Genomic DNA, 14427 nt, shown 5'->3' on the forward strand with positions numbered 1-14427 from the left:
CGAACGCATCATAGGGGAGAAACTGTTACCTATGTATCCGGTTCAAAGTGTTACCCATCTATCGGCTGGACACCGGCTGTGCATCCGGCCAGCTTGACGCCCCTCTCGCCCCCGCCCTAGCCTCGTCTCCACCCACCAACAGGAGACCCCACCCAAATGGCAGGCACGGTCGAAGGCGAGAAGCTCGACGTTTCTTTCAGCGGCAAGCGCTGCATCCATTCGCGCAATTGCGTGCTCGGCAACCCGCATGTCTTCGTGCCCAACGCGCCGGGCGAATGGATCCATCCGGAAGCGGCCAGCGTCGAGCAGGTCGTGGCGCTGGCGCAGAACTGCCCGTCGGGCGCCATCACCTACACCAGAAAGGATGGCGGACCGCAGGAGAAGCCGCCGGTGGTCAACACGGTGCGGTTGAGGGAAAACGGCCCGCTGGCGGTGCATGCCGAGATCGTGCTGGGCGACGAAACCGTCTTCCGCGCCACGCTCTGCCGCTGCGGCCTGTCGCAGAACAAGCCGTTCTGCGACAATAGCCACATCAAGGCCGGCTTCATCGCCACCGGCGAGCCGCCGCTGAAGGAAGCGCAGGTGCTGGAGGCGCGGGATGGCCCGCTGACCGTGACGCCCACCGTCAACGGCCCGCTCAAGGTCGAAGGCAATGCCGAGATCGTCACCGGGACAGGACATACGATCGCCCGCACCACCAAGGTGTTTCTCTGCCGCTGCGGGCATTCGGCCAACAAGCCGTTCTGCGACGGGAGCCATAAAAGGGTGGGGTTTGTGGGGTAGGCGTCGAAGCTGCCAATCTCCCCCCTCGTGGGGGAGATGTCCGGCAGGACAGAGGGGGGCGCCGTAGAGCGCGAACCTTAACAATCACCGAGCGATGCAAATGCCCCATACGCCGCTGCCGCCAAAACACCGCGCCAACGCCAGATCAATGCGCAAGGTGATGACAGGAGCCGAATTGAAGCTTTGGAACGAGCTTCGCGCCCATCGGTTGATGGACCTAGGCTTCCGGCGCCAGTTCCCGATCGCCGGATATATCGTAGACTTCGCTTGCCCGCAGAAGAAGCTCGTCGTCGAGGTCGACGGGTCTCAGCACGGAGAAGCCGATGCCGTCGCAGGCGATGAGGCACGGACTGCGAGGCTGGAGAAAGATGGCTGGACCGTTCTGCGGTTCTGGAACGAAGGTGTCATTCGCGACATCGATAGTGTTTGCCAGCATATCGTGATCGTGACCGGGCTTGGAAGTCCATCCGAATAGCGCGGTCAGGTCAGCGGGACAGCGCCCCCCTCTGGCCTGCCGGCCATCTCCCCCACAAGGGGGGAGATTAGCTCTTCCCCCCTGGCCCACCTCTCCCGCCTTTATCGGCCAGCCCGTATCGGCTAAGGGCTTCGCGACAAAGCCCTCTTGCCCGGACCGCCCGCCCAAAATGACCGCCAAGCCTCACCCCCTCTTCCTCGGCATCGACACCGGCGGCACCTACACCGATGCCGTGCTGTGGTCCGAGGGAGGCGGACCCAAGGGAAAAGTCCTGGCCAAGGCCAAATCGCTGACCACGCGGCACGACCTCGCCGTCGGCATTTCCGGCGCAGTGGATGCGGTGCTTCAGGAATCCGCCACCGATCCGGCCGCCATCAAGCTGGTCTCGATGTCCACCACTCTGGCCACCAACGCGCTGGTCGAGGGCCAGGGCGGGCGCGTGGCGCTGGTCATGATCGGCTTTTCCGAGGCCGACCTTGCCCGCGACGGGTTGAAGACGGCGCTCGGCACCGACCCGGTGGTGTTCTGCCCCGGCGGCCATGACGTGCATGGCAATGCGGCGAAACTCGACCTGTCCGGCCTCGAGGCGGCGCTCCCCGAGCTTGGCGGCTCGGTGTCGGGCTTTGCCGTCTGCGCCTATTTCGCCACCCGCAACCCGGCGCATGAGCTTGCGGCCCGCGACCTGATCCGCGACAAGACCGGCCTGCCGGTCACCGCCAGCCACGAGTTGTCGGCCAAGCTCGGCGGCCCGCGCCGGGCGCTCACCACCTTGCTCAACGCCCGCCTGATCTCGATGATCGACCGGCTGGTCGCTGCGACCGAAGGTTTTCTTGGCCATCGCGGCATCGCAGCACCCCTGATGGTGGTGCGCGGCGACGGCGCGCTGGTCTCGGCGGCCTTCGCCCGCCAGCGGCCGATCGAGACGATCCTGTCCGGCCCGGCCGCCAGCCTTGTCGGCGCCCGCCACATGACCGGGCTGGACGACGCCATGGTCTCGGATATCGGCGGCACCACGACAGACGTCGCCGTGCTCGATGGCGGCCGCCCGCGCCTCGATCCGGAAGGCGCCACCGTCGGCGGTTTCCGCACCATGGTCGAGGCGGTCGCGATGCGCACCTTCGGCCTCGGCGGTGATTCCGAAGTCACGCTGGAAGACGGCGCGCTCGACCCGAGAATCCTGCTCGGGCCGCGCCGCCTGGTGCCGCTGGCGCTGTCGGGCATGGTGCATGGCGAGGCGGTGACGTCGGAGCTGGAGCGGCAGCTGCGCGCGCCGAACCCTGGCCGCATGGACGGGCGCTTCGCCATGCGCACCGGCGTGCCGGACCGGCTCGCCGCCGGCCTCACCGCGCCGGAAGCGAAGCTCTACGAGACGATCGGTTCCGTGCCGCTCGTGCTCGACAGGCTTTTGTCGTCGAATGCCCAGAACGCCACGCTGAACCGGCTGGTCGCGCGGGGGCTCGTGCATATCTCGGGTTTCACGCCGTCCGACGCGGCCCATGTCGTGGGAAAACAGTCCAATTGGGACGCCGCCGCCGCCCGCCTCGGCGCCGAGCTCTTCGCCCGCCGCCGCGACGGCCGCGGCCAGACGATCGCCGCGACGCCGGAAGCCATCGCCGAGCGCGTGCTGGTGACGCTGACTCGCTGGTCGGCCGAATACATCCTTGAAACCGCCTTCGCCGAGGACGGGCTGGACGGCGCCGCGACCGTCGCGCACGCGCTGGTGCAGCGCGCGGTCGATGCCCATCCCGGCATCGCCCGCTTCACCGTCGCGCTCGACCGCCCGGTCATCGGCCTCGGCGCGTCGGCGCCGCTGCATTATGCCGGCTTGGCCGTGCTGGTCGGCAATGGCTGCATCGTGCCGGAAGACACCGACGTCGCCAACGCGCTCGGCGCCGTGGTCGGCCAGGTGCGCGTCTCGGCCGAGGCCCGCGTCAGCCAGCCCAAGGAAGGCCTGTTCCGCCTCGCCTCGGGCCAGACGGTGCGCGACTTCACCGAGGAGGAGAAGGCGATCGCGGCGGCTGAGGCCGATGTGCGGGCATTGGCGGCCGAGCGCGCGAAGGACGCCGGCACCGACAGCGCCGAGATCGAAATCGCCACCGAGTTCAAGGTCTCGACCATCGAGGGCCAACGCATGTTCATCGAAGCGCATGTGGTGGCCGTGGCGTCGGGACGGCCGCGGATTGCGGTGTGAGGGAGAGCGTAATCTCCCCCCTTGTGGGGGAGATGGCCGGCAGGCCAGAGGGGGGCGCTGTCCCGCCAGCGTCTCCGTTCTTCCGCCTCTCCGACAGCCAGTCTGGGTGACATTTGCACGGGATAGAAGTGACAAGGTTGGCGTTCCTTCGCGCCCCCTCTGCCCTGCCGGGCATCTGCCCCACGAGGGGGGAGATCAGCAGCTTCGCCGCCCCGCCAACCCCCCTACACCCTAAGCCGAATTGACCCCGCAACCCCAAACATGCCAAACGCCCGGCAAGCCTACTATCTGGAGACGTGCAGATGACCGACCGCATCGAGATCGCCGGGTTGCGGATTGCCCGGGAGCTCCATGACTTCGTGGCCGAGGAGGCGGCAGTCGGCACCGGCATCGACCCGGAGAAATTCTGGACCGGCTTTTCAGAGATCGTCCACGACCTCGCGCCGAAGAACCGGGCGCTGCTGGCAAAACGCGACGCTATGCAGGAAAAGCTCGACGGCTGGTACCGCGCCAATGGCGCGCCGGTCGACATGGAAGGCTACAAGAATTTCCTGAAGGAGATCGGCTACCTGGTGCCGGAAGGCCCGGCCTTCAGCGTATCGACCGTCAATGTCGATCCCGAGATCGCCGTCGTCGCCGGACCGCAGCTGGTGGTGCCGGTGATGAACGCGCGCTATGCGCTCAACGCCGCCAATGCCCGCTGGGGCTCGCTCTATGACGCGCTCTACGGCACCGACGCCATTCCCGAGACCGGCGGCGCCGAGAAGGGCAAGGGCTTCAACCCGGCGCGCGGCGCCAAGGTGATTGCCTGGGCCAGGGATTTCCTCGACCAGTCGGTGCCGCTGACCACGGGCAAATGGGCGGGCGTCAACGGGCTCTCGGTCGCCAATGGCGCGCTGAAGCTCGGCGAGGGCGCCGGCGCCACGACGCTCGCCGACCCAAAACAGTTCGCCGGCTATCGCGGCGATGCCGCCAATCCCGAAGCCGTGCTTCTGGTGAAGAACGGCCTGCATATCGAGATCGTGATCGACCGCGCCAACCAGATCGGCAAGACCGATCCTGCGGGCATCGCCGACGTCATCCTGGAATCGGCCTTGACCACCATCCAGGACTGCGAGGATTCGGTCGCGGCCGTCGATGCCGAGGACAAGGTCGTCGTCTACCGCAACTGGCTCGGCCTGATGAAGGGCGACCTTGCCGAAGAGATCACCAAGGGCGGCAAGACGTTCACCCGCAAGCTCAACCCCGACCGCCGCTACACGGCGCCGAATGGCGGCCAGCTCTTGCTGCCGGGGCGCTCGCTGATGCTGGTGCGCAATGTCGGCCACCTGATGACCAATCCGGCGATCGCGGACCACGAGGGCCACGAGGTGCCGGAAGGCATCATGGACGCCGCCATCACCGCGTTGATCGCGCTGCACGATGTCGGCGACGACGGCCGCCGCGCCAACTCCCGCGCCGGCTCGATGTATGTTGTGAAGCCCAAGATGCATGGGCCCGAAGAGGTCGCTTTCGCCGTCGAGATTTTCGACCGGGTCGAGGCGCTGCTCGGCATGGCCAGGAACACCATCAAGATGGGCATCATGGACGAGGAGAGGCGCACCACGATCAACCTCAAGGAAGCGATCCGTGCCGCGAAGGAGCGCGTCGTTTTCATCAACACCGGCTTCCTCGACCGCACCGGCGACGAGATCCACACCTCGATGGAAGCCGGCCCGATGATCCGCAAGGACGACATGAAGCAGGCCGCCTGGATTTCCGCCTATGAGGCGTGGAATGTCGACACGGGCCTGGAATGCGGGCTCGCCGGCCACGCCCAGATCGGCAAGGGCATGTGGGCGATGCCGGACCTGATGGCGGCGATGCTCGTCGAGAAGATCGCGCATCCCAAGGCCGGCGCCAACACCGCCTGGGTGCCGTCGCCGACGGCCGCCACACTGCACGCCACGCATTACCACAAGGTCGACGTGCACGCCGTGCAGGCGGCGCTGAAGAGCCGGCCGAAGGCGAAGCTCGACGACATCCTGTCGGTGCCGGTCGCGGTGCGGCCGAACTGGACGCCGGACGAGATCCAGCGCGAGCTCGACAACAATGCGCAAGGCATCCTGGGCTATGTCGTGCGCTGGATCGACCAGGGCGTCGGCTGTTCGAAAGTGCCCGATATCAACGATGTCGGCCTGATGGAGGACCGCGCCACGCTGCGCATCTCCTCGCAGCACATCGCCAACTGGCTGCGCCACAAGGTCTGCTCGGAAATCCAGGTGCGGGATTCACTGCAGCGCATGGCGGCGATCGTCGACCGCCAGAATGTCGGCGACCCGCTCTACCAGCCGATGGCGCCGGATTTCGACAATTCCATCGCCTTCCAGGCCGCCTGCGACCTGGTGTTCAAGGGCACCGTTCAGCCCAACGGCTATACGGAGCCGGTGCTGCATAAGCGGCGGCTGGAGCTAAAGGCGCGCGACAGGCAGGACTCTGCTTGAGTCTGCTGGCTTACCGCCGGCTGGTCGGCGGTTGCGGCCCTCACCCGCCTTTGATCGTGCGCGACAGGAAGACGTCCGTGTGCCTGACATGCGCGGGCGTGTCGCGAAACGGAGCGCAGGGCCTGAAGCCGAACGTCTCGTACACGGCAATCGCGCTTTCCATATAGAAAGTGGTGTGGATCAGCACCATGCGGGCCGGGCTCTTGTCGATCTCCGCCAGGACTGCGCCCATCAGCGCGCGACCTATGCCTTGTCCCCGGAAGGATGCATCGACGAAGAACTTGTGAAGTTCCGCCGTGCCATCGCCGAACGGACCGAAAGCGAGGCAGCCCGCCGGCACGTTGCCCGATCGCGCAATGAAGGCCATGGCACCCGGCACACCGAATTGCATTGCCAGTTTATGGCCGCTGGTGCCGGGCTGGAAGAGCGTCCTTATATCCTCCTCCGAGACACCATGGGGCGCGGACGCGTCGACATCCCACTGCGCTAGCCTGCCGCAGAGCATGGCCATGGTCTCGAAGTCTTCGGCGCTGCGCGCCGGCAGAACTGAAATCATCCTTCGCCCCCGCGCGGATCCGTTCCAGCATACCACGCAGTTACCGGGATGCGAACGCATCGTCGAGCGCTCAACGAGGCGGCAACCTCGCAAATCGCTTGACGAATGTTGACCTACCTACTAGTAGGTTGGTGACGACTTCTCCAGGAAAGGTATCCGTCATGTCTTCACAAATGAGCGGCCAGAACCGCGCCCGGTCCTCAAACGGCTGGCTCAAAAGCTACTACTATCTACGGTTTGCCGTATCGGCGGCCTGGGTCGCGGGAGCCTTCACCGTCGCTAAGTCGGTTCCGCCGCTCGCCGCCGTCATGCTGGTGGTCTACCCCGCCTGGGACGCGCTCGCGAACTATGTCGACGCGCAGCGCAGCGGCGGCTTGAGCCGCAACAGGTCGCAGTTGCTCAATTTCGCCGTCAGCATCATCACCGCGATCGCGGTCGCCGTCGCGCTTGGCCACAGCATGAACGCGGTGCTTGCGGTCTATGGGGTCTGGGCGGTCGTCTCCGGCGCATTTCAGCTCCTCACCGCCCTACGCCGCTGGAAGACCAGCGGCGCGCAGTGGGCGATGATCCTGAGCGGCGCCCAGTCAGCGCTGGCCGGACTCTTCTTCGTCAAGATGGCGGGCGGCGCGGAGGCCATCGGCATCGCCAATGTCGCGCCCTACGCCGCCTTCGGCGCCTTCTACTTCCTGGTGTCCGCCGTGTGGCTTTCCGTCAGCGATATGCTTCGCAAGTCGCGGCAGGTGGCGAGTTGAGCTTTCTTCCGTCGGACGTTAGGCATGTCTATGGATAAGCCCTCGAACACCGCCGATGACATCCTGGCCGCCGCGCGAAGCTTCATCGTCGCCGGCGGCTATAACGGGTTCAGCTACGCCGATATCGCCGAGGTCGTCGGTATCCGCAAAGCCAGCATCCATCATCATTTCCCCAGCAAGGTCGACCTCGTGCAGACCCTGGTCAGGCGCTACCTCGAGGATGCCGTGACGGGCATGACGGAGCTTGAGCGCAATGTGCCTGCGCCGCCGGAATTGCTGCGAACCTATGTCGGCTTCTGGGCGCAGTGCATCGAGGACGCGAGCAGGCCGATCTGCGTCTGCGCGCTGCTTGCCAGCGAGCTTCCCGCCCTTCCGCCGGAGGTTGCCGTGGAGGTCCGGGCGTATTTTCAGTTTCTCTCGGGGTGGCTGACCGGCGTCATCGAGCGCGGTGCCGCGCAGGGAGCATTGACGATTTCCGCCGCCCCGCGCGCGGAAGCGGAGGCCTTCATGGCGACCGTGCACGGGGCGATGATTTCCGCCCGGGCCTATGGCGATGTCCTGACCTTCGGCATGATCCTGGCGCCGACGCTGCAGAAGCTGATCCCGGCGACCGATTGAGGAGGAGATCGGCCGGCATCCGCGCCCCTTTCCGGCGATAAGTTCACGCATGAAGCCGAGCGTCCCGTTGGCGTCCTTACCGGCATCAATTGCCGCTTCAGCACTTTGTCCGCCGATCAGAAAGTGTTCCGCCTTGGACGTTCGGCAATCCTCATTTCCCGCATTGAGTGACTGTTTTGCTACAGGTTTATTAGACAATTAAGATTAAGCTCTTTGCAGTGGCGGCGATAACGAGCGACGCTTGGGAGACAATCGATGCGTTCTATCCTTGGGACTTTCCTGGTTCTGGGCGTGGCCATGACTGGGGCCAATGCCGCTGACATCGTCCAACCCGTGGCCTCCATGGAAGTTCCCTATTCCTGGACCGGCCTTTATGTTGGTGCGAATGCGGGTGGGGCCTTCGGAAAGGTCGATGGCGATTTCATCGGCATTCCTGGGTCGGCAGACATCGGCAATTTCACCGGCGGCGCTTTGGTTGGCGCCAATTATCAGTACGGTCAGTGGGTTCTCGGTATCGAAGGCGATATCAACTACCTGGGTTTCAAGAAAGAATTCTCGCCGGGGGTTGGCGGCGGCGGCCTTGGCGCAGAAGCGAGCGTCGATGCCTTCGGAACGATCCGGGGCCGCGTCGGCTACGCCTTTGATCGCTGGCTTCCTTATGTCACGGCCGGCGTTGCGATGGGTGATGTGAAAATCGATGAGCACGTCTTCGGTGTAGCCAGGACCAAATTCCAGACAGGATATGCAGTCGGCGGCGGTGTTGAATACGCTTTCAGCAACAATTGGACCGCCCGTGCGGAATATCTCTATGTCGACCTCGGCAAGAAAGACTTCGGGTTTGACCCGATCGATCCGTATAACGTGAAGATGAACTTCAGTGTCGTTCGCGCTGCCTTAGCCTACAAATTCTGATTCCGGGCATCGCAATTTGCTCATGATGATGCCGGCGCGGCTGCACGCCAAATCGCGCCGCCGTCAGGAATTGCCTTGAACAAAAAATGACAGAGCTCTTCCCCGTTCCGGCGGCATCAGGTCGCTTCATCAAGCCGCCTGCGCCATCCGCTCCGCGCTCACCCGGTAGGAAATCGCCTCGGCCAGATGAATGCGGCCGACCGTCTCGCTGGCGTCGAGGTCGGCCAGCGTGCGCGCCACCTTCAGCACGCGATGATAGGCCCGCGCCGAAAAGCCGAGCTTTTCGCTGGCGTCCTTGAGCAGCGTCAGGCCGGCGGTATCGGGCTTGGCGATCTCCTCGATGATCGAAGGCGGGCAATGCGCGTTGGTGGTGGCGCCTGCTCCCAGTCTTTCCAGCCGTTCGCGCTGCATGGCGCGCGCACGGGCCACGCGCTGCGCCACCGCGGCACTTGTCTCAGCCTTGTCCGGTCGGATCAGGTCGCTCGCCGAGACCGCCGGCACCTCGATCCGAAGGTCGATGCGGTCGAGCAGCGGGCCGGAAATGCGCGCCTGGTATTCGGTGCGGCAGCGGTCGCCGCGCAAGCAGCGATAGCCGGGCTCGCCCGACATGCCGCAACGACATGGGTTCATCGCCGCCACCAGCTGGATGCGGGCCGGATAGGTGACGCGGTGGTTGGCCCGCGCGATCATGCAGTCGCCCGTTTCCAGCGGCTGCCGCAGCGCATCGAGCGTTTGCGGCGTGAATTCCGGCAACTCGTCGAGGAACAGAACGCCGTGATGGGCGAGCGAGACCTCGCCCGGCCGCGCGCGCAGCCCGCCGCCCACCATCGCCGCCATCGAGGCGGAGTGATGCGGGGCGCGGAACGGCCGCCGGTCCGTCAGCTTGCCTTCGCCGAGCTCGCCGGCAACGGACGCGATCATCGACACTTCGAGCAGTTCCTTCGGCGCCAGCGGCGGCAGGATCGAGGGCAGGCGCTGCGCCAGCATCGACTTGCCCGAGCCAGGCGGTCCGACCATCAGGAGGTTGTGTCCGCCGGCGGCGGCCACTTCCAGCGCCCGCTTGGCACTCTCCTGGCCCTTGATGTCGGTGAGGTCCGGCAGGTCGCGCGCCGCAAGCTTTATGCCGGCCTCGGGCCGCGACAGCACCTGCGTGCCGCGAAAATGATTGGCGACCGCGATCAGGCTGCGTGGCGCCAATATGTCGAAATCCTTGCCGGCCCAGGCCGCCTCCGGCCCGCAGGCGAAGGGGCAGATCAGGCCCTTGCCCTCGGCATTGGCGCCGATCGCCGCCGGCAGCGCGCCCGCCACCCCGGCGATCGTGCCGTCGAGCGACAATTCGCCAAGCACCACATAGCCGGCAAGCATGTCGCCCGGTATGGCGCCGAGCGCCGCCATCAGGCCAAGCGCGATCGGCAGGTCGTAATGGCTGCCTTCCTTGGGAAGATCGGCCGGCGCGAGGTTCACCGTCACCTTCTTCGAAGGCATCGACAGGCCCGATGCGTGCAGCGCCGCTTGTACGCGCTCGCGGCTTTCGGCCACCGCCTTGTCCGGCAGGCCGACGATCTGCATGCCGACCTTGCCCGGCCCGACCATCACCTGGACATCGACCGGCACGGCCTCGATGCCCTGGAAAGCCACCGTGCGAACCCGCGCCACCATGTTTCCCGCCCCCGGATTCAGGCTCCTGCACGGCGCTGCGATCAGCCCGCCCAAGACCTCACGCCAGACAACCACAGATTTGTCGCTGAGGCAAGAACATTACAAGAACATCGATTCGGCCGCGGCAACGGTGCGTGGCCGAACCGGTATATTGTCGCCTCCCCAGCCTACCGGTCCAGCCACACCTTCTCGAAATGCTGCTCGAGATTGGGATGCGCCGGATTGTCCTTCACCGCCGCCACCGAATGGGTGAACAGCGAGCGCCAGTAAGGCTGGATGAGGATGCCGGAATCCTGGAGGATCTGTTCGACATCCTTCATGATCTCCTTGCGCTTTTCAACGTCCGGCACGGCAAGCGCCTCGTCGAGCTTCTTGTCGAACGCGGGATTGGCGTAGCCGGATTCGTTCCACGCCTCGCCGCTGCGATAAGCGAGCGCGAGGTTCTGGACGCCCAGCGGCCGCATGCCCCACGACGTCATCGAGAAGGGATATTTGGTCCAGTTGTTCCAGAAGGTCGAGCCCGGCAGCACGGTGCGCTTCACCTTGAAGCCAGCCTCGCGCAGCTGCGCGGCGATGGCGTCTCCGGTGCTGCGGTGCCAGTCCTCGTCGCCGGTGATCAGCTCGTGCTCGAAATCGAGCTGCCCGGCCTCCGCCATCAGCTTTTTGGCGCCTTCGAGGCCGCGCGTCTTCTTCGGCAGCGCGTAATATTCCGGATGCAGCGGGCTGACATGGTGGTTCTCGGCGACCGTGCCCTTGCCGCCATAGCCGAGCGTCAGCACGGCCTGATTGTCGGTCGCCATTTGCAGGGCGCGGCGCACGCGTATGTCGTCATAGGGCTTGTTGGTCACATTGGTGCGGGCAAGGATCGTCGCCGCCGTCACCACTTCCGACTTCACCAGCCCCAGGCCGTCCATGATCGCGACATAGTCGGCGGTGGTCTCGAAATTGGTGTCGATCTCGCCGGCTTCGAAGGCGCTCACCCAGGCGGCCGGATCGGTGCCGTAGTCGATGAACTCGATGCCGTCGAGATAGACCTCGCCACCCCACCACTTGCCGTTCTGGCGCCGCTTGACGACAGCCTTGGTGCCGACGTCGTAGGAGACCAGCTCGAAAGCGCCGGTGCCGACCGGATGCGCGATGAGATTGGCGCCGGCCTTCTCATAGCCGCGATGCACGATCAGCGCGGAATATTCCGTCATCGACGGGATGATCGAGATGTCGGACGAGGACAGTTTCAGCACCACCGTGTGGTCGTCGGCTTTGGTGATGGCGCCGTCGCGCGCCTTGCCGGTCTTGGCGTCGATCAGCGCGGTCATGCGGCCGGCCATGGAATTGCCTTCGGCCGCCTTGTCGCACCAGCGCTCGAGGTTGAAGACCACGTCCTCGGCGGTGAAGTCGTCGCCATTGTTCCAGGTCACGCCGCGCCGCAGATTGAGCGTGTATTCGGTGGCGTCGTCATTGACCTTCCAGCTTTCCAGCAGCGAAGGCTTGAACGTGTAGTCGGTGTCGTAGCGCACCAGCGTGTCGAGGAACTGGCGCGCGATATTGGCCATTTCCGGCCAGTCATAGGCGCGCGGGTCCTTCTGCTCCTTGACGAAGGTGGAAACGCGCAGCACACCGCCCTTCTTCGGCTCGGCGGCTCGCGCCGGCGTCGGCGCGGCGAGCCCGATCAGGCCATAGGCGGCCACCGCCGATGCGCCGAAAATGCTTGCCATCGCCAGGAACTCGCGCCGGTGAAGGCATCCGCCCCGGACCTCCGCCGCCAGGCCCTCGACCAGCGCATGATGGCGGTCGAATTCGCAATGCTCGCTATCCTGCCCCATTTATCTCCCAGCTCCGAAAAGATCGACGAACCAGTCCCAGAAGCCGTCGACGTCGATATCGACGGCCACCCGCGCGTTTGGCGGCCTCTTTGATACATTGTTGAAATCGGCGATGGTCATGCCGCGGGTGACCTCGCCGCCGGTTTCCAGATGCACGTAATAGCTTTCGAACCTGAACAGCGACGGTTTTACGATCGCGGCGAGCGCAATCACGTCATGCAGGTTCGGGTCGTCGGCGCCGAATTCGTCCTTGCGCCGCATCATGAAGTCCAGCACCCGCGCTACCACATCCGCTTGCGGACCTGATGCAGCCCTTATCCGGTCGAACACATGGCGCGGCAGCTCCGGCTTCAGCGTGACGTCGAGGCCGACCATCGTCAGCGCGCAGCCGGATTCGAAGACGATGCGTGCGGCTTCGGGATCGCAATAGAGATTGAACTCCGAGGCCAGGGTCATGTTGCCGCCGCGGATGGCGCCGCCCATGATGGTGATGCGTTTGATCAGCGACGGCAGCTCAGGGTGTTCGATCAGCGCGGTGGCGATGTTGGTCAGCGGCCCGACGGCGAGGATCTCGAGCCTGCCCGGGTGCTGCTTCGCCGCCTCGTGGATCAATTCCGTTACGCCGCCCTCGGCAAAGCCGCGCCGCGCGGCGGGCAGCACCACGTCGCCCAGTCCGGTCGTGCCGTGGCTGACGGCGGTGCACAATGGCCTGGCGAGCGGGCGAGAAGCGCCGACATGCACGGGCGCGTCGCAGCCGAGAAAATCGATCAGATCCAGCGTGTTCCTGGCCGTCTTCTCGATCTCGACATTGCCGCAGACGGCGCCGATCCCGACCAGCTCGATCCTGTCCGCGCAGAGCGTCGCCGCCGCGATGCAGACGGCATCGTCGGTGCCGGTGTCGACATCCATCACCAGCGGGATTCTGGAAAGCATGGTCACGTCGCGGTCTCTTGCGTTGCCGGGCTTGCACTGTGGGACAGCGGAACGGGCATTGGAAAGTCTCATATCGAGGGAGTTAAACGTTTACCTACGGCAATGCCAGCCAGCTGTCAACACGATCGACCGGCCGGAGCCCCTGCTCGCCACCTGTGCCGGTCGACTTTGCCGACGTAAGAGGCTACGGGATCAGGACGACGGTGCTTGGCAAGCAATGCGAGGACATGTGGCGGCGACCATCAAGGATATTGCGAGAGGTGCCGGCGTATCCATCGCCACCGTCTCCAAGGTCCTCAACCGCAAGGACGCCTTCATCAGCGAGGAAACGCGCAGCCGCATCTGGTCGCTGGCGCGGGAGCTCAACTACACGCCCAACTCCATCGCCCGCTCGCTGGTCACCCGTCGCTCGCAGGTCCTCGGCATCATCGTTCCGGATATTCTCAACCCCTATTTCACCGAGCTGGTTCGCGCCTGCGACGACGCTGCCCGGCAGCGCGGCTATACGACGATCCTGTGCAACTCGGATGGCATTCCGGATAAGGAGGAGGCGCATCTGGCCTTCCTCGCCGGCCATGGCGTGGACGGCATCGTGCTGGCGGCGAGCGGCGTGATCCCGAATGCCGGCCTGCTGCGGGGCCTGAACATCCCGTTCGTGTCGATGGACCGCGAGGTCCCGGAGCTCGATTGCCTGGCGGCGACCGTCGATACCGACTATCGTAACGGCGCCTTCCAGTCGGCCGGCTACCTGATCGCCAAGGGTCATACGCGCATCGTCTTCCTCAGCGGTTCGGCGGAAAGCTCGAACACCAGGATCAGGCTCGCCGGCTTCGAGGAGGCGCACCGCCAGGCTGGCATCGCCGTCGATCGCGACCTCGTCCGCTGCGGCGAGTTCCAGCACAGTTTTGGGCGCCAGGCGACGCGGGAGCTGCTGGAAAGCACCCGGTTTTCGGCCATCTGCTGCATGAGCGACATGCTGGCCATCGGCGCCACGGTTGCGCTCCGCGAAAAGGGGCTTGTTGTCCCCGATGACTGCGCCGTCATGGGCTTCGACAACATCTATCTGGCGCCGCTGCTGGAACGCCCGCTGTCGACGATCGACCGCCGCATCTTCGAAGCAGGCACCATCGCCATCGACGCGCTGGTCGACTTCCTCGAAGGGCCCGACCGGCGTCGCGCGGCGATCGTGATGGAGCCCAGCGTGGTCGAGCGCAAGACGGCCTAATTGGCGCAGTGGGACGA

At 65.3% G+C, this 14427-nt stretch carries 12 protein-coding genes; 8 read left to right on the top strand and 4 right to left on the bottom strand.

Features of this window, described 5'->3' with window-relative positions:
- Nucleotides 1-156 precede the first annotated feature (156 nt).
- The 4 genes from FJ424_RS11220 to FJ424_RS11235 all read left to right on the top strand — a co-directional run bounded on the left by FJ424_RS11220 (nucleotide 157) and on the right by FJ424_RS11235 (nucleotide 5932).
- Nucleotides 157-783 carry a CDGSH iron-sulfur domain-containing protein gene (locus tag FJ424_RS11220; protein ID WP_140654608.1) on the top strand — a complete coding sequence of 209 codons (627 nt, stop codon included), beginning with the start codon at nucleotides 157-159 and terminating at the stop codon, nucleotides 781-783.
- 100 nt (nucleotides 784-883) lie between these two features.
- Complete coding sequence (locus tag FJ424_RS11225) at nucleotides 884-1258, top strand: endonuclease domain-containing protein (protein WP_140654606.1); 375 nt, start codon at nucleotides 884-886, stop codon at nucleotides 1256-1258.
- A gap of 169 nt (nucleotides 1259-1427) precedes the next feature.
- Nucleotides 1428-3449: a hydantoinase/oxoprolinase family protein gene (locus FJ424_RS11230; protein WP_140654604.1), complete on the top strand. Its 2022-nt coding sequence runs from the start codon at nucleotides 1428-1430 to the stop codon at nucleotides 3447-3449.
- Between the two features lie 302 nt (nucleotides 3450-3751).
- Nucleotides 3752-5932, top strand: coding sequence for a malate synthase G (locus FJ424_RS11235; RefSeq protein ID WP_140654602.1), 2181 nt, complete (start codon nucleotides 3752-3754; stop codon nucleotides 5930-5932).
- A 40-nt stretch (nucleotides 5933-5972) separates the two neighbouring features.
- On the opposite strand, the gene FJ424_RS11240 is transcribed toward FJ424_RS11235, so the two are convergent.
- Nucleotides 5973-6488, bottom strand: coding sequence for a GNAT family N-acetyltransferase (locus FJ424_RS11240; protein WP_246677219.1), 516 nt, complete (start codon nucleotides 6486-6488; stop codon nucleotides 5973-5975).
- A gap of 161 nt (nucleotides 6489-6649) precedes the next feature.
- Here FJ424_RS11240 and FJ424_RS11245 point away from each other — a divergent pair, with 161 nt between their 5' ends.
- From FJ424_RS11245 to FJ424_RS11255, 3 genes are all read left to right on the top strand, one after another.
- Nucleotides 6650-7240: a DUF308 domain-containing protein gene (locus FJ424_RS11245; RefSeq protein WP_140654601.1), complete on the top strand. Its 591-nt coding sequence runs from the start codon at nucleotides 6650-6652 to the stop codon at nucleotides 7238-7240.
- A gap of 30 nt (nucleotides 7241-7270) precedes the next feature.
- The gene (locus FJ424_RS11250; RefSeq protein ID WP_140654626.1) at nucleotides 7271-7858 is read left to right on the top strand and encodes a TetR/AcrR family transcriptional regulator; all 588 of its coding nucleotides are present in this window, start codon (nucleotides 7271-7273) and stop codon (nucleotides 7856-7858) included.
- A 255-nt stretch (nucleotides 7859-8113) separates the two neighbouring features.
- Nucleotides 8114-8770: an outer membrane protein gene (locus FJ424_RS11255; protein WP_140654599.1), complete on the top strand. Its 657-nt coding sequence runs from the start codon at nucleotides 8114-8116 to the stop codon at nucleotides 8768-8770.
- A 129-nt stretch (nucleotides 8771-8899) separates the two neighbouring features.
- Here the strand turns inward: FJ424_RS11255 and FJ424_RS11260 are convergent, their stop codons facing one another.
- The 3 genes from FJ424_RS11260 to FJ424_RS11270 form a co-directional block, all read right to left on the bottom strand.
- Nucleotides 8900-10429, bottom strand: a complete 1530-nt coding sequence (locus tag FJ424_RS11260) for a YifB family Mg chelatase-like AAA ATPase (protein ID WP_140654597.1) — start codon at nucleotides 10427-10429, stop codon at nucleotides 8900-8902.
- Nucleotides 10430-10596: 167 nt separating this feature from the next.
- Nucleotides 10597-12252 (bottom strand): ABC transporter substrate-binding protein, encoded by a 1656-nt coding sequence (locus FJ424_RS11265; protein ID WP_140654596.1) that lies wholly within the window; start codon nucleotides 12250-12252, stop codon nucleotides 10597-10599.
- A complete protein-coding gene (locus FJ424_RS11270; protein WP_246677226.1) occupies nucleotides 12253-13185 on the bottom strand; it encodes a nucleoside hydrolase in 933 nt (310 codons plus the stop codon).
- Nucleotides 13186-13414: 229 nt separating this feature from the next.
- On the opposite strand from FJ424_RS11270, the gene FJ424_RS11275 reads away from it, so the two are divergent.
- On the top strand, nucleotides 13415-14410 hold the full coding sequence (locus FJ424_RS11275; protein ID WP_181182067.1) for a LacI family DNA-binding transcriptional regulator: 996 nt from the start codon (nucleotides 13415-13417) through the stop codon (nucleotides 14408-14410).
- Nucleotides 14411-14427: the final 17 nt, after the last annotated feature.

It is taken from the genome of Mesorhizobium sp. B3-1-8, assembly GCF_006439495.1.
Classification (GTDB): Bacteria; Pseudomonadota; Alphaproteobacteria; order Rhizobiales; family Rhizobiaceae; genus Mesorhizobium.